Here is a 25,946-nt window from a genome sequence, read left to right as displayed (position 1 = left end):
TCCTCGGTCCGCTGCGGCTTGGGCTCGTCGTGGTTCACGGGTTCCTCTCGTCGCGGGGGGTGACCCGGCGTCGGTGCGTCACGGTTCGATCATGCAGTGCGACCGGGTCCCAGGTCGATGGTATTCCGCTCGCTGTCGGTGGCGGGTCGTAGGGTCTACGTCATGAGTACGAGCGAGCAGGCGCCGGCGGAGGCGCGGGCGCCCATGTCGTTGTCGCCGTCGCGGGCGAGCGATTTCATGCAGTGTCCGCTGCTGTACCGGTTCCGGGTGATCGACCGGCTGCCGGAGAAGCCGAGTCCGGCGGCGACCCGGGGCACGCTGGTGCACGCGGTGCTCGAGCGGCTCTTCGACGACCCGGCGGCGGATCGGACGGCGCCGCGGGCCCGGGCGATGGTGCCGGGTCAGTGGGACCGGCTGCTGGAGTCGAAGCCGGAGCTGGGCGACCTGTTCGCGGAGGATCCGGAGGGCGAGCGGCTGGCGGGCTGGCTGGGCGAGGCGGAGCGGCTCGTCGAGCGCTGGTTCACGCTGGAGGACCCGACGCGGCTGGAGCCGGCCGAGCGGGAGCTGTTCGTGGAGACGGAGCTGGATTCGGGGCTGCGGCTGCGCGGGGTGATCGACCGGATCGACGTGGCGCCGTCGGGCGACGTGCGGATCGTGGACTACAAGACGGGGAAGGCGCCGCGGCCGGAGTACCGGGACGGCGCGCTGTTCCAGATGACGTTCTACGCGCTGGTGGTGTGGCGGCTGCGGCGGGTGATCCCGCGGCGGTTGCAGCTGGTGTACCTGGGCAGCGGGGAGGTGCTGACGTACGACCCGGTGGAGGCGGACCTGCTGCGGGTGGAGCGGCGGCTGCTCGCGCTGTGGGACGCGATCCGGCTGGCGACGGAGACCGGGGACTGGCGTCCGCGGCCGACGAAGCTGTGCGGCTGGTGCGACCACCAGGCGGTCTGTCCGGAGTTCGGGGGGACTCCCCCGGTCTATCCGTTGAAGATCGTTTCGGTGCGCCCGCCGGACTCGGGCGAGTCGGGGCAGGGCAGAATGGACCTGGCCCCGCCGGCGCCCTAGCGCCGGTCCCCCTCGTGAGTTCGGCACCGTGAAGGAGCCCCTGTGACGATCCGCGTCCTGTTGGTCGACGATCAGCCGCTGCTGCGCACCGGCTTCCGGATGATTCTGGAGGCGGAGCAGGACATCGCGGTGGTGGGTGAGGCCGGGGACGGTCTCCAGGCGCAGGACCAGGTGCGGGCGCTGCAGCCGGACGTGGTGCTGATGGACATCCGGATGCCGCGGATGGACGGGGTGGAGGCGACCCGGCAGATCACGGGTCCGGGCCGGGACGGTCCGGCGAAGGTGCTGGTGCTGACGACCTTCGACCTCGACGAGTACGTGGTGGAGGCGCTGCGGGCGGGGGCGAGCGGCTTCCTGCTGAAGGACGCCCCGGCGAACGAGCTGGTGCAGGCGATCCGGGTGGTGGCGGCCGGTGAGGCGATGCTGGCGCCGTCGATCACCCGCCGGCTGCTCGACAAGTACTCGGCGCACCTGCCGACGGGCGAGGAGCAGATGCCGGACACGCTGACCACGCTGACGGACCGTGAGGTCGAGGTGCTGAAGCTGGTGGCGCGGGGCCTGTCGAACGCGGAGATCGCGGCGGATCTGTTCGTCAGCGAGACGACGGTGAAGACGCACGTGGGGCATGTGCTGACGAAGCTGGGGCTGCGGGACCGGGTGCAGGCCGCGGTGTACGCGTACGAGAGCGGTCTGGTGCGGCCAGGGGCCAACGGGCAGTAGGTCCGGCCGGGGGCGACCGGGTGGTCGTCCCGGCGGTGAACGGGGAGGGGCCCGGTGCGCGGGGTGCGCGCCGGGCCCCTCTCGTCGTCTGCGGGCGGGTCAGCCCTTGCGGATCTCCCAGAAGCGGAAGACCGTCGAGGCGTCGAGGGTCCATTCGAGGCCGGTGACGTCCTGGCGGGCGACGGCGTACTGCTTGCCCTGCCAGAGGGGCAGGAGGGGCAGCTGCTCGGCGACGAGGTCCTGGAGCCTGCCGTACTCGTCGGCGGTGGCGGAGCGGTCCGCGGCGGCGGCGGTCTTGGGGAGGAGGCTGCCGGTGATGGTGGCGTTCTCGTAGTGGTTGCCGAGGACGTTGCCCTCGCCGAAGAAGGGGGTGGTGAAGTTGTCGGCGTCGGGGTAGTCGGGGACCCAGCCCTTGACGTAGACGCCGTACTTGCCGGCGGCGATGTCCTTCTCGTACTGCTCGAAGGCGACGGACTTGACGTCGGCGTCGAAGAGGCCGCTGGCGTTGAGCTGGCCGGCGATCGCCTTGAGCTCCTCGTCGGTGGAGGGGCCGTAGCGGCTGGGCGTGGACCAGAGGGTGAGCTTGACCTTCTCGGTGATGCCGGCGGCGCGCAGGGCCTTCTTGGCCTTGGCCGGGTCGGGGGCGCCGTAGGTGTCGTAGAAGGCGGTGTTGTGGCCGGCGATGCCGGCGGGGACGATCGAGTACAGCGGGGTGGCCGTCGACTTGTAGATGTCCTCGACGAGGGCCTCGCGGTTGACGAGGTGGGCGATGGCCTTGCGGACGCCGAGCTTGCCGGCGACCGGGTCCTTCATGTTGAAGACGAGGTGCTGGACCTCGGCGCTGCTGCCCTGGACGATCTCGATGCCCTTGTCGTCCGTGGTCTCGGAGGTCTCCAGGGCGGAGATGTCCTCGGCGGAGAGGCCTCGGTAGGCGACGTCTATGTCCCCGTCGGTGAGGGCCTTGGCGAGGGCGGAGCGGTCGCCGCCGTAGAGCTTGAGGGTGAGGGCGTCGCTCTTGCGCTCGGCGGTGCCCCGGTAGCCGGGGTTGGCGGAGAAGGTGGCCTCGGTGGTGCTGAAGGAGTCCAGCTTGTAGGGGCCGGAGCCGGTGGCCTTGCCGTCGGTGCGCAGGGCGTCGGCGGGGTACTCGCGGTGGTCGACGATGGAGCCGGCGCCGGAGGCGATCTTGCTGGGGAAGGTGGCGTCGGGGACCTTGAGGCGGAAGACGACGGTCTTCTCGTCGGGGGTCTCGATGCTCTTGAGGGTGGAGAGCAGCGGGGCGGGGCCCGAGGGGTCGGCGATCCGGAGGGCGCGCTCGAAGGAGAACTTGACGTCCTCCGAGGTGAGCTTGTTGCCGTTGGAGAAGGTGAGGCCGTCGCGGAGGGTGCAGCGGTAGACGGTGCTGCCGGTGTCGAAGCCGCACTTGTCGGCGGCTTCGGGCTCGGGCTCGGAGCCGCCCTTGGGGAAGGCCATGAGGGACTGGAAGACGTTGTTGAACAGCAGCCAGGAGCCGGGGTCGTAGCCGGCGGCCGGGTCGGTGGTGTGGATCTCGTCGGACATGCCGACGCGTACGCCGCCGCCGGAGGCGCCCGGGCCGCCCTGCTCGGTGCCGCAGCCGCTGAGGAGCGCGGCGGACAGACCGGCGGCGAGGGGGGCCGTCAGCCACTTGTTGTGCGTCTTCACAGAACGTGCCTCGTGATCTCTTGTCAGGCCGGTCGCGCGCGGGTGCGCGGCCGGTGTAACCGATCCAGTCGACGGGTGGGGCCTGTCCGGCGGGCAGGCCCCGGGGGGGTACCGCGAAGGGGCTGGTCCGAGGGGGCCGTCAGGCGGTGCCGCGGCCCAGTTCCCAGAGCAGGAGGTCGGAGGACGTGTTGAGCGCGTACTCGACTCCGTTGAGGTCGTCGCGGGCGGCGACGTACTGCTTGCCCTGCCAGAGGGGCAGCACGGGGACGTCCTCGGCGACGATCTTCTGGATCTTGTTGAAGACGGGGCCCGCGGCGGTGCGGTCGGCCTGGCGGCGCGAGCTCGGGATGAGCTGGTCGCGGACGACCTTGTTGACGTACGGCGTGTTGAGGAAGTTGTCGCTGTCGAGGAACGGCGCGATGTAGTTGTCCGGGTCCGGATAGTCCGGGAACCAGCCGAGTCCGTAGACGGCGTAGTCGCCGCGCTTCTGGGCGGTGCGGAAGGTCGACCACTCGGCGCCCTCGAGGGTGACGTCGAAGAGCTCGCTGCCGACGAGCTGCTTCTTGAGGGCGTCGAACTCCTCGGCGGTCTCGGCGCCGTAGTGGTCGGTGGTGTAGTTCAGGGTCAGCTTGACCGGGGTCTTGACGCCGGCGTCCTTGAGGAGCTTGGCGGCGCGGTCCTGGTCGGGCTCGCCGTAGGTGTCGAAGAAGGGGGTGGCGTGGCCGGTGATGCTGGAGGGGATCAGCGAGTAGAGCGGCTCGGCGGTGGTGCCGTAGACCCGGTTGACGAGGGCGCCGCGGTCGACGACGGCGGCCATGGCCTGGCGGACGGCCTTCTCCTGGACGGCGGGGGCCTTGGTGTTGAAGCCGAGGTAGCGGATCTCCAGGCCGGGGACCTCGACGACCTCGATGCCGTCCTTGGGCGTCTCGGTGAGGTCCTTGACCTGCTTGCGGGACAGGGAGCGGGCCATCATGTCGATGTCGTCGCTCTCCAGGGCCCGGCCCATGGTGCCGGCGTCGGCGTAGGCGCGCAGTTCGACCTGGTCGTTGCGGAGGGTGATGTCGCCCTTGTAGGCGGGGTTCTTGGTGAAGACGAAGCGGGTGGCCCTGTCGCCGTCCAGCTCGGCCTTCATGGTGTACGGGCCCGAGCCGTCGACGTCGAAGCCGTCGCGGAGCTTGCCGGCCTCGTACTTGTCCTTGCTGAGGATGCCGGCGACCGGGGTGGAGAGCTTGTACGGGAAGGTGGCGTCCGGGGTCTTCAGGTGGAAGACGACCTCGTCGGCGCCCTTGGTCTCGATGGTGTCGATGTTCGAGAGGAGGGCGGCGGTGCCGTTGTCCGACTTGATCTTCAGGACGCGCCCGATGGAGAACTTGACGTCCTCGGCGGTGATCGGGGTGCCGTCGGCGAAGGTGAGTCCGGCGCGGAGCTTGCAGCGGTAGCTCTCGCTGGCCTTGTCGGAGAAACCGCAGGTCTGGGCCGCCTCGGGGACGGGCTCGCCGCTGTCGCGGGGCACGTGCATCAGGGTCTGGACGGTCTGCCGCAGGATGTTCCACGCGCCGGTGTCGTAGGCGAAGGCGGGGTCCAGCGGCGCGGGGGCGTCCGCGGTGGCGATGAACTGGTCCGTGGTGCCGACGACGATCGCTCCGCCCTTCTCGGCACCGCCGCAGGCGGCGAGCAGGGGGGCGAGCAGTCCGGCCACGGCCGGCAGCACCAGGGTCTTGCGGTTCATCAGGGACGATCTCCTCATCCGGCACTGGGATACAGCGGTCAGTGGAACTCCGCCGCCGGCCGCCCGGTCGGGGCGGGAGCGATCGGGCCGGGTGTTGCGATCGGTCCTGTGTTCACGGCGACTTGGGTGTGCGCCGGGGCACGCGGGATATGCGGCGAAGTACTCGCGAAAGATTAGTGGGCGGGGTCCCTATTGCCTGACCACGGGCAGCCGTGGGGGTAATCGCACAGTGATCATGAATGCGGTCGCTTCGATAGTCATGCGTCGGATGATGCGGACGGCACCGATCGAACCAGGACACATGGGGGCGCCGAAACCCTCCCCAATCGGACCCGGGACGCAGCAAGGCCACCCGCCGTCCGGCACTCTGCGTGAGCAAGGTCACGCGGGGGCCTTTTCGGCGAATGGCCTGATCGTTTTGCCGGGGCGTTCCCCGGGTGCACCACGGGTGTCCCGGGGGTGCACCCCGGAGGTGTCTCCCCGGGCGAAATGCCATTCCGCCCGGGAAAGCTCAGAGAGAGCTCAGATTCCGGTGATCAATGTGCGGAGGAAGGGCACGTCGACCTCTTCGAGGGAGCGCACCACGACCCGGCCCGGGGAGGGCGCGATGGGGGCGACCGAGGGGACGGCGACGACCCGGCAGCCGGCCGCCTCGGCGGCCGCCACACCCGTCGCGGTGTCCTCGACGACGGCGCACAGCGCGGGATCGGCCCCGACGCCTCTCGCGGCCGCCAGATAGGGATCCGGGTGCGGCTTGGTGCGGACGACCTCGTCGCCGGCGACGGTGAGGGCGAAGCGCTCGGGGCCCAGGGAGTGGAGGACCCGGTCGATGATCCGCCGGTGCGAGGCGGAGACCAGCGCGGTCGGGATGGAGTGCCGGGCCAGCTCGGCGAGCAGCCGGTCGGCGCCGGGCATGAGGGGCACGCCGCGCGCGATGCGCTGCTCGAACTTCTCGTTCAGCAGGACGGTCAGCTCGGCGAGGGTGATGTCGGCGCCGGTGGACTCGATGAGGTAGCCCGCGCTGCGCGTCATGGGGCCGCCGACGACGACGTCCCGCCATGCCTCGTCCAGCCGGTGTCCGAGGTCGGCGAAGGCCTCGACCTCCGCGTCCCACCAGAAGCCCTCCGTGTCGACGAGGGTCCCGTCCATGTCGAGGAAGACCGCCTGGAGGGCGGAGCTTCCGTTCGTACGGATCAGGGACGCGGGGACCGTACTGGTCATCCGGCACACCTCCATGGAGGGACGAGAAGGCCGGCCCTCGACCCCGTACGGGGAGGAGGACCGGCCTGCACTGGACCGACAAGTGTACGTCCGGATCACCGAAAGAGCGCGGATTTGCGGACGGGGTCCGGCCCGGTCACCGAGCGTTGAAGTACTTCGCCTCCGGGTGGTGGATCACGATGGCGTCGGTGGACTGCTCGGGGTGGAGCTGGAACTCCTCGGAGAGGTGGACGCCGATCCGCTCCGGACGCAGCAGCTCCGCGATCTTCGCGCGGTCCTCCAGGTCGGGGCAGGCGCCGTAGCCGAGGGAGAAGCGCGCGCCGCGGTACTTGAGGTCGAACATGTCCTCGACCGCGGCGGGGTCCTCGCCGCCGAAGCCGAGCTCGGCGCGGACGCGGGCGTGCCAGTACTCGGCCATGGCCTCGGCCAGCTGGACGGAGAGCCCGTGCAGCTCCAGGTACTCGCGGTAGGAGTCGGACGCGAACAGCTTGGCGGTGGCCTCGCCGATCTTCGAGCCGACGGTGACGACCTGGAGGCCGACCACGTCGGTCTCGCCGGACTCCTCGGGGCGGAAGAAGTCCGCGAGGCAGAGGCGGCGGCCGCGGCGCTGGCGGGGGAAGGTGAAGCGGGTCCGCTCGTTGCCGTCGTCGTCCAGGATGATCAGGTCGTCGCCCTTGGAGACGCAGGGGAAGTAGCCGTAGACCACGGCCGCCTCCAGCAGGTTCTCGGTGTGCAGCCGGTCGAGCAGGCCGCGCAGCCGCGGGCGGCCCTCGCTCTCGACGAGCTCCTCGTACGTGGCGCCGCCGGCGCGGGCCTGCTTGAGGCCCCACTGCCCCTTGAAGAGCGCGCCCTCGTCGAGCCAGGAGGCGTAGTCCTTGAGCGGGATGCCCTTGACGACGCGGGTGCCCCAGAACGGCGGGGTGGGGACGGGGTTGTCGACGGCGACGTCGGAGCGGCCGCCGGGCTCCTCCGGCTCCTCCACCTGGACGACGGGAGTGTCCCGCTTGGCGACGCGGCGCTGCTTGAGCTCGGGGAGCTTGGCGCCGGGGACGCCGCGCTTGACGGCGACGAGGGCGTCCATGAGGCGCAGGCCCTCGAAGGCGTCGCGGGCGTAGCGGACCTCGCCCTGGTAGATCTCGTGGAGGTCCTGCTCGACGTAGGCGCGGGTGAGGGCGGCGCCGCCGAGGATCACGGGGTACTTGGCGGCCAGCTCGCGCTGGTTGAGCTCCTCCAGGTTCTCCTTCATGATCACGGTGGACTTCACCAGGAGGCCGGACATGCCGATGACGTCGGCGGAGTGCTCCTCGGCGGCCTCCAGGATCGCGGAGACCGGCTGCTTGATGCCGATGTTGACGACGTTGTAGCCGTTGTTGGACAGGATGATGTCGACGAGGTTCTTGCCGATGTCGTGCACGTCGCCGCGGACGGTGGCCAGGACGATCGTGCCCTTGCCGTCCGCGTCCGACTTCTCCATGTGCGGCTCCAGATGGGCCACCGCGGTCTTCATGACCTCGGCGGACTGGAGCACGAACGGCAGCTGCATCTGACCGGAACCGAACAGCTCGCCGACGGTCTTCATGCCGTCGAGCAGGATCTCGTTGACGATCTCCAGGGCCGGCCGGACGGTCAGTGCCTCGTCGAGGTCCGCCTCCAGGCCGTTCTTCTCGCCGTCGATGATCCGCCGCTTCAGGCGCTCGTCCAGCGGCAGGGCGAGGAGCTCCTCGGTCTTGCCGGCCTTGAGCGACTTGGTGTTGACGCCCTCGAAGAGGGCCATCAGCTTCTGGAGCGGGTCGTAGGCGGGTTCGTCGCCCTGCTGGGGGCGGCGGCGGTCGTAGATCAGGTCGAGGGCGGTCTCGACCTGCTCGGCGTCGAACCGGGCGATCGGCAGGATCTTGGAGGCGTGCACGATCGCCGAGTCCAGGCCGGCCTTGACGCACTCGTCGAGGAAGACCGAGTTGAGCAGGATGCGCGCGGCCGGGTTCAGGCCGAAGGAGATGTTGGACAGGCCCAGGGTGGTCTGCACGTCCGGGTGGCGGCGCTTCAGCTCGCGGATCGCCTCGATGGTGGCGATCCCGTCCTTGCGGGACTCCTCCTGACCGGTACAGATGGTGAAGGTCAGGGTGTCGATGAGGATGTCCGACTCGTGGATGCCCCAGTTGCCCGTGAGGTCGTCGATGAGCCGCTCGGCGATGGCGACCTTGTGCTCGACGCTACGGGCCTGGCCCTCCTCGTCGATGGTGAGGGCGATGAGCGCGGCGCCGTGCTCCTGGGCCAGCCGGGTGACCTTGGCGAAGCGGGAGTCGGGGCCGTCGCCGTCCTCGTAGTTGACGGAGTTGATCACGGCGCGGCCGCCGAGCTTCTCCAGACCGGCCCGGATCACCTCCACCTCGGTGGAGTCGAGGACGATCGGCAGGGTGGAGGCGGTGGCGAAGCGGCCGGCGAGCTCCTCCATGTCGGCGACGCCGTCGCGGCCCACGTAGTCGACGCAGAGGTCGAGCATGTGCGCGCCCTCGCGGATCTGGTCGCGGGCCATCTCGACGCAGTCGTCCCAGCGGGCCTCCAGCATGGCCTCGCGGAACTTCTTGGAGCCGTTGGCGTTGGTGCGCTCGCCGATCGCCATGTACGCGGTGTCCTGGCGGAACGGCACGGTCTGGTAGAGCGAGGCGGCGCCCGGCTCGGGGCGCGGGTCGCGCGTGCCGGGGGTGAGGTCGCGGACGCGCTCGACGACCTGGCGGAGGTGCTCGGGGGTCGTGCCGCAGCAGCCGCCGATCAGGGAGAGGCCGTACTCGCGGACGAAGGTCTCCTGGGCGTCGGCGAGCTCGGCGGGGCTGAGCGGGTAGTGGGCGCCGTCCGAGGTGAGGACGGGCAGGCCGGCGTTGGGCATGACGGAGAGCGGGATACGCGAGTGGCGGGCGAGGTAGCGGAGGTGCTCGCTCATCTCGGCGGGGCCGGTGGCGCAGTTCAGACCGATCATGTCGATGCCGAGCGGCTCCAGGGCCGTCAGCGCGGCCCCGATCTCGGAGCCGAGGAGCATGGTGCCGGTGGTCTCGACGGTGACGGAGACGATGAGCGGCACGTCGGCGCCGAGGGCTTCGAGGGCGCGGCGGGCGCCGATGACGGACGCCTTGGTCTGGAGGAGGTCCTGGGTGGTCTCGACGAGCAGGGCGTCGGAGCCGCCGGCGAGGAGGCCCTCGGCGTTCTGCTGGTAGGCGTCGCGCAGCAGGGTGTAGGGGGCGTGGCCGAGGGTGGGGAGCTTGGTTCCGGGGCCGATGGAGCCGAGGACCCAGCGCTGGCGCCCGGTGGAGGCGGTGAACTCGTCGGCGACCTCGCGGGCGATGCGGGCGCCGGCCTCGGAGAGCTCGTGGACGCGCTCGGGGATGTCGTACTCGGCCAGGGCGGCGTGGTTGGCGCCGAAGGTGTTGGTCTCGACGCAGTCGACGCCGACGGCGAAGTACTCCTGGTGGACCGAGCGGACGATGTCGGGCCTGGTGAGGTTCAGGATCTCGTTGCAGCCTTCGAGGTTCTCGAAGTCCTCGAGGCTGGGGTCCTGTGCCTGGAGCATGGTGCCCATGGCGCCGTCGGCGACGACGACTCGGCTGGCGAGTGCCTCGCGGAGGGCTGCGGCGCGGTTCCGGCTGTCTGCGGAAGGGGTCGGCAACGAGGCCATGGATGAGCTCCCTGGGATGCGACGGCTGTCGGCTTTGCACCTTCGGTGGAGGGTGCACGGGGCCAGCGTAACCGCGTGCCGGTCGGGGTGGACACGGCGTCTCGCGGGGCGGACGGCATCCTGTGTGCGGGGACTCCCGGTTCCGACCGTTCTTGGCCGACACTGTCATGTGTCACCCAAGGTCGGCATCGACCGATAGTGTTCAGCATTGTCGAACAGCGTGAGAGGGAGAAGGGCCGGGCGATGGCGAAGAACATCCAGTCGCTTGAACGGGCGGCGGCCATGCTGCGACTGCTCGCGGGCGGCGAGCGCCGGCTGGGCCTGTCCGACATCGCGTCCTCACTGGGACTCGCCAAGGGGACCGCCCACGGGATCCTGCGCACGCTCCAGGCGGAGGGCTTCGTGGAGCAGGACGCCGCCTCGGGGCGCTACCAGCTCGGCGCGGAGCTGCTCCGGCTCGGCAACAGCTACCTGGACGTGCACGAGCTGCGCGCGCGGGCGCTGGTCTGGACGGACGACCTGGCCCGGTCCAGCGGCGAGAGCGTGCACCTGGGGGTGCTGCACCAGCGGGGCGTGCTGATCGTGCACCACGTCTTCCGACCGGACGACAGCCGGCAGGTCCTGGAGGTGGGGGCCATGCAGCCGCTGCACTCCACGGCGCTGGGCAAGGTCCTCTCCGCCTACGACCCGGTGGCGCACAGCGAGGTCCTGGAGGTCGAGCGGGAGGCGTTCACGCCCCGGACGACCACGGCGCTCGGCGACTTCGAGTCGCTGCTCGACATGACGCGGGCGCGCGGCTGGGCGGCGGACGTGGAGGAGACGTGGGACGGGATCGCCTCGGTGGCGGCGCCGATCCACGACCGGCGGCGGATGCCGGTGGGCGCGGTGGCGGTGACGGGCGCGGTGGAGCGGCTGTGCCCGGCCGGGGAGCTGCGGCCCGAGCTGGTCGCGGCGGTCCGGGACTGCGCCCGCGCGGTCTCCCGGGACCTGGGGGCCAGGCGGTTCTGACCCTGCGCCACCGCGCCCCCGACCCTGAGTGAACCCGCCGGTAACGATCCCGTCATCGGCGGGTTTTTCGTGTCCCGGGGCCTTGACGCGCTGTTGACCCCGGAGCAAAACTTCCGTTCATCGGTCGGCATTGTCGAACACTTGACGGCAATACGCGTTAGAGTGTCGCAGTGCCAAGGGCCGGAAACAGCCCTCACACGAGGGTGCGGAGCTCCGGAGGGACCCGGAGTCCGCCGTTCCCCTGGACGAAGGACAAAGGAGTCGCGGGTGTCCAGCTCCGACATCTTCCTCGGCGAGACCATCGGTACCGCCGTTCTGATTCTGCTCGGCGGCGGTGTGTGCGCCGCCGTCACGCTCAAGGGCTCCAAGGCCCGCAACGCGGGCTGGCTCGCGATCACCTTCGGGTGGGGCTTCGCCGTCATGACGGCCGTCTACATGACGGCTTCCCTCTCGGGCGCCCATCTGAACCCCGCCGTCACGGTCGGCATCGCGATCAAGGACGGCGCCTGGGGCGACGTCCCCGTCTACATCGCCGGCCAGATGCTCGGCGCCATGATCGGCGCGGCGCTGGTCTGGGTGGCCTACTACGGACAGTTCCAGGCCCACCTCGCCGACCCCGAGGCCTCGGGCGAGAAGCCGATCGAGGGTCCCGGCCCGGTGCTCGGCATCTTCTCCACCGGCCCCGAGATCCGGAACACCTGGCAGAACCTGGCCACCGAGATCATCGGCACCGTCGTGCTCGTCCTGGCCGTGCTCACCCAGGGCCTCAACGACAGCGGCAAGGGCCTCGGCGTCATAGGCGCCCTGATCACCGCGTTCGTCGTGGTCTCCATCGGCCTCTCGCTCGGCGGCCCGACCGGCTACGCGATCAACCCGGCCCGCGACCTCGGTCCGCGCATCGTGCACGCCCTGCTCCCGCTGAAGCACAAGGGCGGCTCCGACTGGAGCTATGCCTGGATCCCGGTGGCCGGTCCGCTGATCGGTGGAGCCATCGCCGCGGGTATCTACAACATCGCGTTCGCCTGAGCCGTCCTTCCTCCAGACTTCCCCAGGAGCACACCGTGACCGACGCCCACACCTCCGGCCCCTTCATCGCGGCCATCGACCAGGGCACCACCTCCTCCCGCTGCATCGTCTTCGACAAGGACGGCCGGATCGTCTCGGTCGACCAGAAGGAGCACGAGCAGATCTTCCCGAAGCCGGGCTGGGTCGAGCACGACGCCGCCGAGATCTGGACCAACGTCCAGGAGGTCGTCGCCGGCGCCCTGACGAAGGGCGGCATCGCCGCCGCCGACGTCAAGGCCATCGGCATCACCAACCAGCGCGAGACCACCCTGCTCTGGGACAAGAACACCGGCGAGCCCGTCCACAACGCCCTCGTCTGGCAGGACACCCGCACCGACGGCCTCTGCAAGGAGCTCGGCCGGAACGTCGGCCAGGACCGCTTCCGCCGCGAGACCGGCCTGCCGCTCGCGAGCTACTTCGCCGGCCCCAAGATCCGCTGGATGCTCGACAACGTCGAGGGCCTGCGCGAGCGCGCCGAGGCCGGCGACATCCTCTTCGGCACCATGGACTCGTGGGTCATCTGGAACCTCACGGGCGGCACCGACGGCGGCGTCCACGTCACCGACGTCACCAACGCCTCGCGCACCATGCTGATGAACCTGCACACCCTGGCCTGGGACGAGAAGATCGCGGAGTCCATGGGGGTCCCCCTCAACGTCCTCCCCGAGATCCGCTCCTCCGCCGAGGTCTACGGACACGTCAAGGACGGCGCCCTCGCCGGCGTCCCGGTCGCCTCGGCCCTCGGCGACCAGCAGGCCGCCCTCTTCGGCCAGACCTGCTTCGCCGAGGGCGAGGCCAAGTCCACGTACGGCACCGGCACCTTCATGCTGATGAACACCGGTGACAAGATCATCAACTCCTACAGCGGCCTGCTGACCACGGTCGGCTACCAGATCGGCGACGAGAAGCCGGTCTACGCCCTGGAGGGCTCGATCGCCGTCACCGGTTCGCTGGTGCAGTGGATGCGCGACCAGATGGGCCTCATCAAGTCCGCCGCCGAGATCGAGACCCTCGCGTCCTCGGTCGAGGACAACGGCGGCGCCTACTTCGTGCCGGCCTTCTCCGGCCTGTTCGCCCCGTACTGGCGCTCCGACGCCCGCGGTGTGATCGCCGGCCTCACCCGGTACGTCACCAAGGCGCACATCGCCCGCGCCGTCCTGGAGGCCACCGCCTGGCAGACCCGCGAGATCACCGACGCCATGACGAAGGACTCCGGCGTCGAGCTGACCGCGCTCAAGGTCGACGGCGGCATGACCTCCAACAACCTGCTGATGCAGACCCTCTCGGACTTCCTGGACGCGCCCGTCGTGCGCCCCATGGTCGCCGAGACCACCTGCCTCGGTGCCGCCTATGCCGCCGGCCTGGCCGTCGGCTTCTGGCCGGACACCGACGCCCTGCGCGCCAACTGGCGCCGCGCGGCGGAATGGACCCCTCGCATGGACGCCGACAGGCGCGACAGCGAGTACAAGAGCTGGCTCAAGGCCGTGGAGCGGACCATGGGCTGGATCGAGGACGAGGAGTAGATCGACATGACCACCCTGCAGAGCGTCCCTGCCCTTGGGACGCACCCGGCGTCCGGCTCCCTCCCGAGCCGCGCCGAGACCCGGGACCGGCTTTCCAAGGCGACGTACGACCTCCTGGTGATCGGCGGCGGCATCCTGGGCATCTCCACCGCCTGGCACGCCGCGCAGTCGGGCCTGCGGGTGGCCCTGGTGGACGCCGGCGACTTCGCCGGCGCCACCTCCTCCGCCTCCTCCAAGCTGCTCCACGGCGGTCTGCGCTATCTGCAGACCGGCGCGGTCAAGCTGGTCGCGGAGAACCACTTCGAGCGACGTGCGGTCTCCCGCCAGGTGGCACCGCACCTCGCCAACCCCCTCACCTTCTACCTGCCCGTCTACAAGGGCGGACCGCACGGCGCGGCCAAGCTCGGCGCCGGCGTCTTCGCCTACAGCGCCCTCTCGGCCTTCGGCGACGGAGTCGGGCACCTGCTCTCCCCCGCCAAGGCCGCGCAGGACGTACCCGAGCTGCGCACCGACAACCTCAAGGCCGTGGCCGTCTACGGCGACGACCAGATGAACGACGCCCGGATGGCGCTGATGACGGTCCGCGCGGCGGTCGACGCCGGCGCCACCGTCCTCAACCACGCCGAGGTCACCGGGCTCCGCTTCACCCGCGGCCGGGTCACCGGCGCCGAGCTCAAGGACCGCACCAGCGGCGACGAGTTCGGCGTCACCGCCCGTCTCGTGCTCAACGCGACCGGCCCCTGGGTCGACCACCTGCGCCGCATGGAGGACCCCAACGCGGCGCCCTCCATCCGCCTCTCCAAGGGCGCGCACCTGGTCCTCAAGCGGACCTCGCCGTGGAAGGCCGCGCTGGCGACCCCGATCGACAAGTACCGCATCACCTTCGCCCTCCCCTGGGAGGACATGCTGCTCCTCGGCACCACCGACGAGGAGTACGAGGGCGACCCCGGCCAGGTCGAGGTCACCGAGAAGGACACCGCCCAGATCCTGGACGAGGCCGCCTTCTCCATCCGCGACCAGCAGCTGTCGCGGGACCTCATCACCTACGCCTTCGCCGGCCTGCGGGTGCTCCCGGGCGGCCCCGGCGACACCTCGAAGGCCAAGCGCGAGACGGTCGTCACCGAGGGCCGCGGCGGCATGCTGTCGGTGGCCGGCGGCAAGTGGACCACCTTCCGCCACATCGGCCGTACGGTGATGAAGAAGCTGGAGCAGCTCCCCGGCCACCCGCTCGGCGAGGACTACGAGTCCGTGTCCACGCTCCCCAAGCGGCTGCCGCTGCCCGGCATCGCCAACCCGAACGCGGTCGCCCACCGGCTGCTCGTCGACGGCCCGGCGCCCGGCCCGCGGATGGCCGCCGACACCGCCAAGCACCTGGCGACGCACTACGGCTCGCTCTCCTTCGACATCGCCCGCATGGCGAACGAGAACCCGGAGCTGGCCCGCCGCATACACCCGGACGCCCCGGAGATCTGGGCGCAGGTCGCCTACGCCCGCGACCACGAGTGGGCCGAGACCGCGGACGACGTACTGCGCCGCCGCACGACGCTGACCATCCGCGGCCTCGCCACGGACGAGATCCGCGCCGACGTCGACAAGATGCTCGGCAAGTAGCACCGGGACCCGACTCCGGTACGCCCAGGGGCGGTTCCTCCTCGGAGGGACCGCCCCCGCGGCGTGCCACACGCCGTCCACACCGCCGCAACACTCGGCGCGCAGAGTGGATCGCATGAAATTCCAGGTGCTCTCGATCGTCCACCACTCCCCGCACCCGCTCACCGGCGAACTCCTTTCCGCCGCCGATCGGTTGGAGCAGGTCGTCACGCTCGGCGAGACCGCCGAACGGCTCGGCTTCGACGCATACGCCGTCGGCGAGCGGCACGCCGGCCCGTTCCTCTCCTCCGCCCCGACCGTGCTGCTCGCCGCGCTCGCCGCCCGCACCACCCGGATCCGGCTGCTCACCGGCGTCACCGTCGTCGCGATCCTCGACCCGGTCCGGGTCGCCGAGGACTACGCCACCCTGGACCAGCTCTCCCGCGGCCGCCTCGAACTCGTCGTCGGCAAGGGCGCGGAGGCCGGCCACTTCGACCTCTTCGGTCTGGACGAGGAGCGCCAGTGGGACCTCCAGAAGGAGAAGTACGAGCTGCTCCGCCGGCTCTGGACGGAGGAGGGCGTCGACTGGGAGGGCGAGTTCCGGCCGCCCCTGAAGAACGTCACCACCGTGCCCCGCCCGTACGCCGGACCGCCCCGGATCTGGCACGGCTCGGCCACCAGCCTCAACTCCCCCGAACTCGCCGCGAAGCACGGCGACCCGCTCTTCACCGCCAACGCCATCCAGCCCCGTGAGGCCTACGCCCGGCTCATCGCCCACTACCGGGAGAAGTTCGAGGAGTACGGGCACGACCCGGCGCACGCGCGCGTGGCGGCCGGCTCCGGCGGCCTGCTCATCGCCGACACCACCCAGGAGGCGATCACCCGTCACAAGGACCTCTACGAGGCGAAGGTGCGGCAGAGCTTCCGGCCGCACCTGGAGGGGAAGGCCGGCTACAACACCCCGTTCCGCACGATCGAGGACGCCGTCGCGGACGGCCCCCAGCTGATCGGCTCGCCGCAGCAGATCATCGACAAGATCCTCGGCTACCACGCCCACTACGGGCACGACCTGCAGTCCGTCACCGTCGACACCTTCGGGCAGTCGACGGCCGAGCAGATCGAGACGCTCCAGCGGTTCGCCGAGGAGATCGCCCCGGTGGTCCGGAGGGAGGCGCCGAGCACGCTCTGGGAGGAGTGAGACCGCCGTGTGCGGAGGCGGGTTCCTGGGTAGTCGATCAAGGCCGCACGGGTTTTCGGGGATGTCCCGGGGCTGCGGACGGACCTGGAGAAAGCCGTAAGGTTGGTCCGTACGACAGGAACTTCGAAAAGGAGGCGCTGGGTGATCGAGCTCGAGGGGGTACCCGAGCTGATCGACCCGGTCATGGTGGCCGCGTTCGAAGGCTGGAACGACGCCGGCGACGCCGCCTCCACCGCGGTCGCCCATCTCGACCGGGAATGGAAGGGCGAGGTGTTCGCGGCGCTCGACGCCGAGGACTACTACGACTTCCAGGTCAACCGGCCCACCGTCTTCCTGGACAACGGCGTCCGGAAGATCACCTGGCCGACGACCCGGCTCTCCGTGGTCCGGGTCGGCGGCGAGAAACCCCGGGACCTGGTGCTCGTGCGCGGGATCGAGCCGTCGATGCGCTGGCGCTCCTTCTGCAACGAGATCCTCGCCTTCGCCCACGAGCTGGGTGTGGAGATGGTCGTGATCCTGGGCGCGCTGCTCGGGGACACCCCGCACACCCGGCCGGTCCCGGTCAGCGGTGTGACCTCCGACCCGGACCTGGCGCGCACGATGGACCTGGAGGAGACCCGGTACGAGGGTCCGACGGGCATCGTGGGCATCCTCCAGGAGGCGTGCACCCACGCGGGCGTGCCGGCGGTCAGCCTGTGGGCGGCGGTGCCGCACTACGTGTCGCAGCCGCCGAACCCGAAGGCGACCCTGGCCCTCCTCAACCGTCTGGAGGACCTGATCGGGCTGCGCATCCCGCTGGGCGAGCTGCCCGAGGACGCGCGGGCCTGGCAGGTCGGGGTGGACCAGCTGGCCGCGGAGGACAGCGAGGTCGCCGAGTACGTGCAGACGCTCGAGGAGGCCCGGGACACCGCGGAGTTGCCGGAGGCCTCGGGCGAGGCGATCGCCCGCGAGTTCGAGCGGTACCTGCGGCGTCGTGAGCCGGGCACGGGGCCGGGTGGCCCCGGGGTGGCGATGGAGGGCGGCGACACGCCGTTCCTGCGGGACACCGGCGCCGGCCGCACGCGCCCTCCGAAGCCCGAGCAGCCGGGCCCCGAGGCGATCCCGGGCGCGGAGGCCGCCGAAGCCGAGGCTACGGAGAGGCCGGACGCTCCGGCGGCATCGGAGAGCGCCGCCGAGGACGCTCCGGAGACGAGCCCCGAGCCGGGCGCAGACCCGGGCGGGAGCGCGAGCACGGACGCGGAAGCGGACGCGGACGCGGGCCAGGAGACCGACAGCGACTCCGAGGCGGACGGTCGCCCCGAGGGCGGCACCGGCGCCTAGAGTCCCTGCCGGAAGCGACGGAACGGAACGGGAGGGGTGCCCTGCGGGGCGCCCCTCCCGTCGTCGTACCAGGCGCCCTGATGGACCGTCCGCCGCGGACCGGACCCCTCGTCAGGGCACACGCAACCGCCCCCGGACTTCGGCGAGAAGTCCGGGGGCGGCGGCTGCCCGAAAGGGAGTCGTGCGGTCGCGCCCGCTACAGCGCCACACCCAGCAGCGCGTCGACGGCGCGGGAGACGAGTCCGGGCGCGGAGTCGTCCGTGCCGCCCCCGTCCGTCTGGAGCGCGGCCCAGCGGTCGACCGCGGCGAGCGCGGTGGGGGTGTCGAGGTCGTCGGACAGGGCGTCGCGGAGCTCCTCGACGAGCGCGTCGGCGGACGGGCCGTCGGGGCGCGACACGGCGGCCCGCCAGCGGTCGAGCCGCTCCACGGCGTCCTGGAGGACCTGGTCGGTCCACTCCCAGTCGTCGCGGTAGCGGTGCGAGAGCAGCGCGAGCCGGATGGCGGCCGGGTCGACGCCGTCGCGGCGGAGCTTGGAGACGAAGACCAGGTTGCCCCGGGACTTCGACATCTTCTCGCCGTCGAGGCCGACCATGCCGGCGTGGACGTACGCCTTCGCCATGGGGAACTCGCCGGTGAGGGCCTGGGCGTGGGAGGCGCCCATCTCGTGGTGGGGGAAGATCAGGTCGGAGCCGCCGCCCTGCACGTCGAAGCCCATGCCGAGGTGGTCGAGCGCGATGGCGACGCACTCGATGTGCCAGCCGGGGCGGCCGGCGCCGAGGCTGGCGCCGTCCCAGCTCGGCTCGCCCTCGCGGGCGGCCATCCAGAGCATCGGGTCGAGCGGGTTCTTCTTGCCCGGGCGGTCCGGGTCCCCGCCGCGCTCGGCGGAGAGATGGCGCATCAGCTCGGTGGTGTAGTGCGAGACCTGCCCGAAGTGCGGGTCGGCGTCGACGGAGAAGTAGACGTCCCCTTCGAGCTCGTAGGCGGCCCCGGAGTCCCGGAGGCGCTCGACCAGCGGGACGATGCCGGGTATGGCCTCGACGGCGCCGATGTAGTGCTGCGGGGGCAGCATCCGCAGGGCGGTCATGTCCTCGCGGAACAGGGCGGTCTCCCGCTCGGCGAGGCCGATCCAGTCGACGCCGTCGCGGATCGCGCGCTCCAGGAGCGGGTCGTCCACGTCCGTGACGTTCTGGACGTAGTGCACCTGCCGCTTGGTGTCGAGCCACACGCGCTGAACGAGGTCGAACGCGTTGTAGGTCGCCGCGTGACCCATGTGGGTCGCGTCGTACGGCGTGATGCCGCAGACGTAGATACGGGCGACGGGGCCGGGGGCGAGGGTGACTCGTCCGCCGGTCGCGGTGTCGTGGATCCGGAGGTCGCGGCCCTTGCCGGGAAGGGCGGGGACCTCAGAAGCGGGCCAGGCATGCATGACCCGAGCGTAACCGGACAGGTGTTCCGGATACGAACCGGATCCGGGATCTTGACCTATTAGGCGCTCTTGCGGGTCGGAGGCGTGCGTGTATACCCCCCAGGGGTGCATACCCCCGGGAAGGGTGCATCCCCGGGATGGCCGAAACGTTTCGGTCCGGTCAGACCGGCGGCCACGGGATCGACGGCCACTGCCCCGAGGGCTCCGGATGCCGTCCCGAGCTCCGCAGCGCCGCCACGCGCCCGCGTACGGCCGTCACCTCGGCCTCGGTGAGCAGTTCCGCCAGACGGGTGGCGAGAGGCTCCCCGGGGGCCAGCGAGCGGTCGAGGACGTCGAGGACCCCGGTCGCCTCCTCGGGCAGCTTCTCGCCCGCCCAGCCCCACAGCAGGGTGCGCAGCTTGTCGTCGACGTGGAAGGTGACCCCGTGGTCGATGCCGTACAGGTGGCCCCCGGGGGCCGGCAGCAGGTGCCCGCCCTTCCGGTCGGCGTTGTTGATGACGGCGTCCAGAACGGCCAGCCGCCGCAGTTCGGGGGTGTCCGCGTGGACGAGCAGCGCGGTGCGGTCCTCGTCCACCTGGGCGAGCCCGACGGCCTTCCAGCCTTCTTCGGCCTCGTCGCCCTCGGTCAGGGCGAGCAGGCGCGCGCCGGGGTCGGCCTCGATCCACAGCTGGACCATGCCCTCCCCGTACGGCCCGTCGCGGAGCACGGTCGGCGGGACCAGGCCCCAGCCGGTCGCCTCGGAGATCTCGTACGCGGCGACCTCGCGCTGGGCCAGGGTGCCGTCGGGGAAGTCCCACAGCGGCGCCTCGCCCGCGACCGGCTTGTACACGCAGGCCGCCTCCCTGCCCTCGTGGACGACGGAGCAGTACAGGACGGCGTTGGAGGCCTCGCGGACCCTGCCGCGTACGGTCAGCTCACCGCGGGCGAGCAGCTCGGTGTCCGGCGGGCTCGGGGGGCTGCTGCTCATGCTCCGCGGCGGTATCCGTTCTGGCGCGGGCAGACGTGGCCCTCGGGGTCGAGGGGCAGGCTGCACAGCGGGCAGGGCGGGCGGCCGGCGTTGACCACGTCCAGGGCCCGCTTGGCGAAGGCACGGGCCTGGGCGCCGCTGAGCCGGACCCGGAGCATCGGCGGGCCGTTCTCCTCGTCCTGGAGCAGCCGCTCCTCGGCCTCGGCGAGGTCCTCCTCGGAGTCCGCGTCGAGCTCGACGAGCGCCTGCGCCTCGACGATCATGCGCTGCTCCTCGCCGTCCCAGGCGAGCGCCATGGTGCCGACCCGGAACTCCTCGTCGACGGGTACGTCGAGGGGGGCGGTGTCGGCCACCTCGGCGGGCGCGACGGCGGGGACCGGGGCGTTGCCCCCGGTGCGGCGGACGACCTCGTCGAGGAGTTCATCCATCCGCTCAGCGAGCGCGGCGACCTGGGTCTTCTCCAGGGCCACGCTGGTGACCCGGCCGGCGGCGGACGCCTGGAGGAAGAACGTACGGCGGCCAGGCAGCCCGACCGTACCGGCCACGAAACGCTCCGGTGGGTCGTAGAGGAACACCTGACGGGACACGTTTCCCGGCTCCCTTGCGTCTCGACAGTCGTACTACGGCGGCGCGTCCACCCTACTGCGCGAAGCGATCACGGTGCGCCCGCACCACCACCGACCTCGGCGGTCCCCCTGGTGTCCGGGTGCTCGCGCGGGGCGAAGCCCGCGAAGTCGCCGGTGTCGCCGAGGCGGACGAGGAAGGGGCGCAGGCGCGTGTAGCGGATGACGGTGACCGAGCAGGGGTCGACGTGCAGGCGCTGGAAGAGGTCGAGGTGGAGGCCGAGGGCGTCCGCCACCACCGACTTGACGATGTCCCCGTGCGAGCACATGACGTAGGCGGCGTCCTCGCCGTGCTCGGCCTCGATCCGCGCGTTCCAGTCGTGGACCGCGTCGACGGCGCGGGCCTGCATCGCGCGCATGGACTCGCCGCCGGGGAAGGCCGCGGCGGAGGCGTGCGCCTGGACGACCTCCATCAGGGGTTCGTCGTTGAGCTCGGCCAGCTTCCGGCCCGACCAGTCGCCGTAGTCGCACTCGTTGATCCGGTCCTCGACGTGCAGCGGGAGGTCCGGGCGGGCGTCCAGGAGGGGCCGTACGGTCTCCCGGCAGCGCTGGAGGGGGCTGGAGACGACGGCGGCGAGCGGCACGTCCGCGAGCCGCCCGGGGAGCGCGGCGGCCTGCGCGGTGCCCCGCTCGTCGAGGGAGATCCCGGGGGTGCGCCCGGCGAGGACCCCGGAGGTGTTAGCGGTGGAGCGTCCGTGCCGGACGAGGATCAGCGTGGCCATGGCGGCCAGCCTAAGCGGTGCCGGGACAGGACCGGCGGGGTGTGGGAGGGAGCGGGAGGGGCATGGGTGCGTCGTGAGCTCGTTCGAGGGAGAATACGGCGCGTGATCGTGGATTCAGCCATCTATCGGGACGGACGCCGTACGGACGGCCCCGCCGACCTCTCCGACGCGCTCGACGAGGCGCGGGCCACGGGGGACGCCTTCCTGTGGGTGGGTCTCCACGAGCCGACGGAGGCGGAGTTCGAGCACGTGGCCTCGGAGTTCGCCCTCCATCCGCTGGCCGTCGAGGACGCCCTCAAGGCCCATCAGCGGCCCAAGCTGGAGGTCTACGACGACTCGCTGTTCGTGGTGCTCAAGCCGGTCGTCTACGAGCCGGAGAGCGACCGGGTCTCCTCGGGCGAGCTGATGGTGTTCATGGGCGACTCCTTCGTGGTGACCGTCCGGCACGGCGAGGGCGCCCCGCTGGCGCAGGTGCGCAAGCGGCTGGAGGCCGACCAGGAGGTCCTGAAGCACGGTCCGACGGCGGTGCTGTACGCGGTGAGCGACGCGGTCGTGGACCACTACCTCGACGTGGCGGGCGAGCTCCAGGTGGACCTGGAGGAGCTGGAGGCGGACGTGTTCGCCCCCACCGGCGGCAATCCCTCGAACACGGCGGAGCGGATCTACACGGCGAAGCGGCAGGTCCTGGAGTTCCGCCGGGCCGCGGGGCCGCTCTCCGGGCCGATGGCCCGGCTCACGGGCGGTTCGGTGCCGTTCGTCAACGAGCAGTCGCAGCCCTTCTTCCGGGACGTCAACGACCATCTGATGCGCTCCAACGAGCAGGTGGAGGGGCTCGACCGGCTCCTGTCCGACGTGCTGTCGGCCCATCTCGCGCAGATGGGGGTGCGGCAGAACGACGACATGCGGAAGATCTCGGCGTGGGCGGCCATGGCCGCGGTGCCCACGATGGTCGCGGGGATCTACGGCATGAACTTCGATCACATGCCGGAGCTGCACTGGACGGCGTCGTACCCGGTGGTGATCGTCGTGATGGTGGGCATCGAGGCGGCGCTGTACCGGCTGTTCAAGCGGCGCGGCTGGTTGTGAGCGGCCGGGGCCCGCCTCGCGGCGGGCCCCGGACACGTTCGGAAGGCGGGCGCGGTCAGAAGGCGGGCGCGGGGCTCGCGGGCCCGCCCAGGGCGTCGAGTCGCTCGGGCGTCTTCAGGCCGACCATCCGGTGCCAGCCCGCCGCCCGCTCCCAGGCGTGCATCCCGCGGATGCCCGCGGCGAGGACGGCGGCCTTGGGCCGGGGCCAGCCCAGGATCCGGCCCATGTGCCCCATCACGGCGAGGCTGACGTCGCGGTAGACCCCGATCTCGACCAGGGCCGACTCGCGCAGGGTCCGCTGGATGAGCCGGCCGTGCCCCGCGCGCGCGAGGCGCAGCAGTTCCTCGTGGCAGTAGGCGAGGTGGTTCGCCTCGTCGTTGTCGATCATGTGGATGGCCTTGCCGAGTTCGGGATGGCTCCCGAAGTACGTGACGAGCATGTCCATCTGGTCGGCGGCCCGCTGCTCGGTGACCCGGCTGTGGGCGAGGTAGACGATGACGTCCTCCTCGCTGAGCGGCTCGTCGCGGCGGAGCTTGTCGTGCGCGAGGCCGATGCCGCGCTGTTCGAGCAGCATCGTGTAGTCGGTGTCGGGCGGCACCGGGACGGGTTCGAGGCCGCGCTTCTTCATCAGTGCGTTGAAGATCCGGCCGTGCTTGTCCTCGTCCGCGCCGTGCCGGATGATCTTGGGGGCGAGGTCCCGCATCCCGGGGGCGACGAGCGCCGCGATCCGGCCGTTCTCCCAGCCGCCCTGGGTCTCGCCGCTCGCCGCGATCGAGCAGAAGAGCCGGAAGGACTCGTCGTTGTCGATGATTTCCTGGAACAGGCCCTTGGCCGTGAGCATCGCCGCCACCTCCGTGCGCAAGTCCGCACTCCGTCCGGCCCCCGGGACACCGAGTCAAATGCGCTCCGCCGCGCGGGGCAACAGGAGGGCCGGGCGACTCGGCCGAAAGAGTGAGCCCCGAGGGCGTAACCGCGGGCCCCGCGGAGCCGTTGTGCAGCGTGACGGCCGTGGCGGGGAAGACCCCCGAGCCCCCACCACGGCCGCGGAACCTACGGTCCCCGGCGACGGGGAACCGCTACGCCAGGCCCGCCCGCTCCGCCGCCTCCACACCCGCCCGCAGGGCGGCGAGGCGCTCGTCGAGCGTGAAACCGGCCGGGGCGAGGGTGAGGGTGGTGACCCCGGCCTCCGCGTAGGCCGTCATCCGCTCGGCGATCCGCTCGACGGGGCCGAGCAGCGAGGTCTGGTCGATCAGGCTCTGCGGCACGGCCGCCGCCGCGCCCGCCTTGTCGCCGGACAGGTACTTGTCCTGGATCTCGGCGGCCTCCTTCTCGTACCCCATGCGCTGCGCGAGCTGGTTGTAGAAGTTCTGCTTGCGGCTGCCCATGCCGCCCACGTACAGCGCGGTGTACGGGCGGAACACGTCGGCGAGGGCGTCGACGTCGTCGCCCAGGGCGAGCGGCACGGTGGGACAGACGTCGAAGCCGTCCATCGTCAGGCCGGCCTTCTCGCGTCCGGCGCGGATGTGCCGGAGCGCGGTCTCCTCCAGGTGCGCGGCGGAGGGGAAGATCAGCAGGGCGCCGTCGGCGATCTCGCCGGTCTGTTCCAGGTTCTTGGGGCCGATCGCCGCGATGTAGAGCGGGATGTGCTCGCGCTCCGGGTGCACCGTGAGCTTGATGGGCTTGCCCGGGCCGCCGGGCAGCGGCAGGGTCCAGTGCTCGCCGTCGTAGCTGAGGCGCTCGCGGGTCATCGCCTTGCGGACGATCTCGACGTACTCGCGGGTGCGGGCGAGCGGCTTGTCGAACTTCACGCCGTACCAGCCCTCGGAGACCTGCGGTCCCGAGACGCCGAGGCCGAGGCGGAAGCGGCCGCCGGTGAGCGAGTCGAGGGTGGCGGCGGTCATGGCCGTCATGGCGGGCTGCCGGGCCGGGATCTGCATGATCGCGGAGCCGACGTCGATCCGCTTCGTCTTCGCCGCGACCCAGGCGAGCACGGTGGGGGCGTCGGAGCCGTAGGCCTCGGCGGCCCAGCAGACGTCGTAGCCGAGGCGGTCCGCCTCCTGAGCGACGGCGAGGTTGTCGCCGTCCATGCCCGCACCCCAGTAGCCGAGGTTGATGCCGAGCCGCATGTCCACGCACCCCTTACCCATCGGTAACGTCCTTGTGGGCGGGACTCTAGCGCGCGGCCTGGGCGGCCGTCAGGACGTGGTTGTCCACAGGCTCTCTCCGCGTGGTGCCCCGGCCAGTAATCTCGCGGCCATGGAGCAGAGGCATCTCGGACGTACCGGCCTGCGTGTGTCGCGCATCGGACTCGGCACCCTCACCTGGGGCCGGGACACCGACGAGCACGACGCCGCCGAGCAGTTGAAGTCGTTCTGGGACGCGGGCGGCACGCTCGTGGACACCGCCGACGTGTACGGCGGCGGCGAGGCGGAGTATCTGCTCGGGCGCCTGATGGAGCGGCTGGTGTCCCGGCAGGACCTGGTCCTGTCCACCAAGGCGGGCAGCGTCCCCGACCCCGACCGGCGCACGGACGGCTCGCGCGGCCATCTGCTCGCCGCGCTCGACGCCTCCCTCGCCCGGCTCGGCACGGACCACGTCGACCTGTGGCAGCTCCACGCCTACGACCCGCACACCCCCCTTGAGGAGTCCCTCCAGGCCCTCGACATCGCGGTACGCAGCGGGCGGGCGCGCTACGCGGGCGTGGCCAACTTCTGCGGCTGGCAGCTCGCCAAGGCGGGCACCTGGCAGCTCGGCGGGGACCGGACCCGGCTCGCGGGGGCGCAGCTGGAGTACTCGCTGCTCCAGCGGGGCGTGGAGCGGGAGGTGCTGCCCGCCGCGCAGGATCTCGGGATAGGTCTGCTGCCCTCCTCCCCGCTGGGACGCGGGGTCCTGACGGGCAAGTACCGGAGCGGGACGCCGTCCGACTCGCGCGGGGCCTCGGAGAGGATGGCGCCGTTCGTGGAGCCGTACCTGGACGACGCCGCGAGCAGGGTCGTGGACGCGGTCGCGACTGCGGCGGAAGGCCTGTCGACGACCCCGCTGCACGTGGCGCTGGCCTGGGTCCGCGACCGGCCCGGGGTGACCGCGCCGATCGTCGGCGCGCGCACGGCGCGCCAGCTCGCGGCCGCGTTGTCGGTGGAGACCCTTAGTCTTCCTGACGAGATCTGTCGGGCGCTGGACGATGTGTCGGCGCCCGTGCACCGCTATCCGGATCACGACTGGAGCACCTTGTGACCGAGCCTTCCGGGGAGACCGCGCCCGAGGCACCCGAGGACGGGGCACCCACCGACGACGTGCGCGAGGACGCACGGGAGGGGGCTGCCGAGCCGGCGGGGC

General features: G+C 71.4%; 20 protein-coding genes. 10 read left to right on the top strand and 10 right to left on the bottom strand.

Features of this window, described 5'->3' with window-relative positions:
* The first annotated feature begins 162 nt into the window (after positions 1-162).
* Both EAO70_RS23960 and EAO70_RS23955 read left to right on the top strand, forming a co-directional pair.
* Entirely contained in the window at positions 163-1,065 is a 903-nt protein-coding gene (locus tag EAO70_RS23960) for a RecB family exonuclease (RefSeq protein ID WP_261993001.1), read from the top strand.
* A 42-nt stretch (positions 1,066-1,107) separates the two neighbouring features.
* The gene (locus EAO70_RS23955; RefSeq protein WP_148004852.1) at positions 1,108-1,785 is read left to right on the top strand and encodes a response regulator; all 678 of its coding nucleotides are present in this window, start codon (positions 1,108-1,110) and stop codon (positions 1,783-1,785) included.
* A 99-nt stretch (positions 1,786-1,884) separates the two neighbouring features.
* Here the strand turns inward: EAO70_RS23955 and EAO70_RS23950 are convergent, their stop codons facing one another.
* The 4 genes from EAO70_RS23950 to metH form a co-directional block, all read right to left on the bottom strand.
* On the bottom strand, positions 1,885-3,465 hold the full coding sequence (locus EAO70_RS23950; RefSeq protein WP_148004851.1) for an ABC transporter substrate-binding protein: 1,581 nt from the start codon (positions 3,463-3,465) through the stop codon (positions 1,885-1,887).
* A gap of 139 nt (positions 3,466-3,604) precedes the next feature.
* Entirely contained in the window at positions 3,605-5,194 is a 1,590-nt protein-coding gene (locus EAO70_RS23945; protein ID WP_148004850.1) for an ABC transporter substrate-binding protein, read from the bottom strand.
* A 522-nt stretch (positions 5,195-5,716) separates the two neighbouring features.
* Positions 5,717-6,415, bottom strand: a complete 699-nt coding sequence (locus EAO70_RS23940) for an HAD family hydrolase (RefSeq protein ID WP_148004849.1) — start codon at positions 6,413-6,415, stop codon at positions 5,717-5,719.
* A 136-nt stretch (positions 6,416-6,551) separates the two neighbouring features.
* Positions 6,552-10,082 carry a methionine synthase gene (gene metH / locus EAO70_RS23935; RefSeq protein ID WP_148004848.1) on the bottom strand — a complete coding sequence of 1,177 codons (3,531 nt, stop codon included), beginning with the start codon at positions 10,080-10,082 and terminating at the stop codon, positions 6,552-6,554.
* 243 nt (positions 10,083-10,325) lie between these two features.
* Here metH and EAO70_RS23930 point away from each other — a divergent pair, with 243 nt between their 5' ends.
* The 6 genes from EAO70_RS23930 (at position 10,326) to EAO70_RS23905 (ending at position 17,786) form a co-directional block, all read left to right on the top strand.
* Positions 10,326-11,090 carry an IclR family transcriptional regulator gene (locus EAO70_RS23930; RefSeq protein WP_148004847.1) on the top strand — a complete coding sequence of 255 codons (765 nt, stop codon included), beginning with the start codon at positions 10,326-10,328 and terminating at the stop codon, positions 11,088-11,090.
* Between the two features lie 267 nt (positions 11,091-11,357).
* Positions 11,358-12,116: an MIP/aquaporin family protein gene (locus EAO70_RS23925; RefSeq protein WP_148004846.1), complete on the top strand. Its 759-nt coding sequence runs from the start codon at positions 11,358-11,360 to the stop codon at positions 12,114-12,116.
* A gap of 35 nt (positions 12,117-12,151) precedes the next feature.
* Entirely contained in the window at positions 12,152-13,678 is a 1,527-nt protein-coding gene (gene glpK / locus EAO70_RS23920) for a glycerol kinase GlpK (RefSeq protein WP_148004845.1), read from the top strand.
* 6 nt (positions 13,679-13,684) lie between these two features.
* The gene (locus EAO70_RS23915) at positions 13,685-15,289 is read left to right on the top strand and encodes a glycerol-3-phosphate dehydrogenase/oxidase (RefSeq protein ID WP_148004844.1); all 1,605 of its coding nucleotides are present in this window, start codon (positions 13,685-13,687) and stop codon (positions 15,287-15,289) included.
* A 115-nt stretch (positions 15,290-15,404) separates the two neighbouring features.
* Complete coding sequence (locus EAO70_RS23910) at positions 15,405-16,466, top strand: LLM class flavin-dependent oxidoreductase (RefSeq protein ID WP_148004843.1); 1,062 nt, start codon at positions 15,405-15,407, stop codon at positions 16,464-16,466.
* A 141-nt stretch (positions 16,467-16,607) separates the two neighbouring features.
* On the top strand, positions 16,608-17,786 hold the full coding sequence (locus tag EAO70_RS23905; protein WP_148004842.1) for a PAC2 family protein: 1,179 nt from the start codon (positions 16,608-16,610) through the stop codon (positions 17,784-17,786).
* Positions 17,787-17,982: 196 nt separating this feature from the next.
* Here the strand turns inward: EAO70_RS23905 and mshC are convergent, their stop codons facing one another.
* The 4 genes from mshC to EAO70_RS23885 all read right to left on the bottom strand — a co-directional run bounded on the left by mshC (position 17,983) and on the right by EAO70_RS23885 (position 21,524).
* Positions 17,983-19,212, bottom strand: coding sequence for a cysteine--1-D-myo-inosityl 2-amino-2-deoxy-alpha-D-glucopyranoside ligase (mshC, locus tag EAO70_RS23900; protein ID WP_148004841.1), 1,230 nt, complete (start codon positions 19,210-19,212; stop codon positions 17,983-17,985).
* A 160-nt stretch (positions 19,213-19,372) separates the two neighbouring features.
* Complete coding sequence (locus EAO70_RS23895; RefSeq protein WP_148004840.1) at positions 19,373-20,179, bottom strand: SCO1664 family protein; 807 nt, start codon at positions 20,177-20,179, stop codon at positions 19,373-19,375.
* Positions 20,176-20,766, bottom strand: coding sequence for a DUF3090 domain-containing protein (locus EAO70_RS23890; RefSeq protein ID WP_148004839.1), 591 nt, complete (start codon positions 20,764-20,766; stop codon positions 20,176-20,178). The genes EAO70_RS23895 and EAO70_RS23890 overlap by 4 nt, the downstream gene beginning before the upstream one ends.
* Before the next feature lie 68 nt (positions 20,767-20,834).
* Positions 20,835-21,524 carry a histidine phosphatase family protein gene (locus EAO70_RS23885; protein ID WP_148004838.1) on the bottom strand — a complete coding sequence of 230 codons (690 nt, stop codon included), beginning with the start codon at positions 21,522-21,524 and terminating at the stop codon, positions 20,835-20,837.
* Positions 21,525-21,617: 93 nt separating this feature from the next.
* Here EAO70_RS23885 and corA point away from each other — a divergent pair, with 93 nt between their 5' ends.
* Positions 21,618-22,610 (top strand): magnesium/cobalt transporter CorA, encoded by a 993-nt coding sequence (corA, locus tag EAO70_RS23880; RefSeq protein ID WP_148005322.1) that lies wholly within the window; start codon positions 21,618-21,620, stop codon positions 22,608-22,610.
* Between the two features lie 55 nt (positions 22,611-22,665).
* Here the strand turns inward: corA and EAO70_RS23875 are convergent, their stop codons facing one another.
* Both EAO70_RS23875 and EAO70_RS23870 read right to left on the bottom strand, forming a co-directional pair.
* Positions 22,666-23,451, bottom strand: coding sequence for a ferritin-like domain-containing protein (locus EAO70_RS23875; RefSeq protein WP_148005321.1), 786 nt, complete (start codon positions 23,449-23,451; stop codon positions 22,666-22,668).
* Positions 23,452-23,686: 235 nt separating this feature from the next.
* The gene (locus tag EAO70_RS23870; protein WP_148005320.1) at positions 23,687-24,736 is read right to left on the bottom strand and encodes an LLM class F420-dependent oxidoreductase; all 1,050 of its coding nucleotides are present in this window, start codon (positions 24,734-24,736) and stop codon (positions 23,687-23,689) included.
* Between the two features lie 130 nt (positions 24,737-24,866).
* Here EAO70_RS23870 and EAO70_RS23865 point away from each other — a divergent pair, with 130 nt between their 5' ends.
* The gene (locus tag EAO70_RS23865) at positions 24,867-25,844 is read left to right on the top strand and encodes an aldo/keto reductase (RefSeq protein ID WP_148004837.1); all 978 of its coding nucleotides are present in this window, start codon (positions 24,867-24,869) and stop codon (positions 25,842-25,844) included.
* Positions 25,845-25,946: the final 102 nt, after the last annotated feature.

This window comes from Streptomyces sp. adm13(2018) (assembly GCF_008042145.1).
Lineage (GTDB): Bacteria > Actinomycetota > Actinomycetes > Streptomycetales > Streptomycetaceae > Streptomyces.
The sequence above is the reverse complement of the archived record's forward strand: the minus strand, read 5'-3'. Positions and strand labels throughout refer to the sequence as shown.

Bases quoted from the DNA above. Each gene is read 5' to 3' on its own strand.
- metH (WP_148004848.1), bottom strand. From the start codon at position 10,082: ATGGCCTCGTTGCCGACCCCTTCCGCAGACAGCCGGAACCGCGCCGCA.
- EAO70_RS23910 (WP_148004843.1), top strand. From the start codon at position 15,405: ATGAAATTCCAGGTGCTCTCGATCGTCCACCACTCCCCGCACCCGCTC.
- mshC (WP_148004841.1), bottom strand. From the start codon at position 19,212: ATGCATGCCTGGCCCGCTTCTGAGGTCCCCGCCCTTCCCGGCAAGGGC.
- EAO70_RS23895 (WP_148004840.1), bottom strand. From the start codon at position 20,179: ATGAGCAGCAGCCCCCCGAGCCCGCCGGACACCGAGCTGCTCGCCCGC.
- EAO70_RS23945 (WP_148004850.1), bottom strand. From the start codon at position 5,194: ATGAACCGCAAGACCCTGGTGCTGCCGGCCGTGGCCGGACTGCTCGCC.
- EAO70_RS23915 (WP_148004844.1), top strand. From the start codon at position 13,685: ATGACCACCCTGCAGAGCGTCCCTGCCCTTGGGACGCACCCGGCGTCC.
- EAO70_RS23960 (WP_261993001.1), top strand. From the start codon at position 163: ATGAGTACGAGCGAGCAGGCGCCGGCGGAGGCGCGGGCGCCCATGTCG.
- EAO70_RS23885 (WP_148004838.1), bottom strand. From the start codon at position 21,524: ATGGCCACGCTGATCCTCGTCCGGCACGGACGCTCCACCGCTAACACC.
- EAO70_RS23865 (WP_148004837.1), top strand. From the start codon at position 24,867: ATGGAGCAGAGGCATCTCGGACGTACCGGCCTGCGTGTGTCGCGCATC.
- EAO70_RS23875 (WP_148005321.1), bottom strand. From the start codon at position 23,451: ATGCTCACGGCCAAGGGCCTGTTCCAGGAAATCATCGACAACGACGAG.
- EAO70_RS23940 (WP_148004849.1), bottom strand. From the start codon at position 6,415: ATGACCAGTACGGTCCCCGCGTCCCTGATCCGTACGAACGGAAGCTCC.
- EAO70_RS23930 (WP_148004847.1), top strand. From the start codon at position 10,326: ATGGCGAAGAACATCCAGTCGCTTGAACGGGCGGCGGCCATGCTGCGA.
- EAO70_RS23870 (WP_148005320.1), bottom strand. From the start codon at position 24,736: ATGCGGCTCGGCATCAACCTCGGCTACTGGGGTGCGGGCATGGACGGC.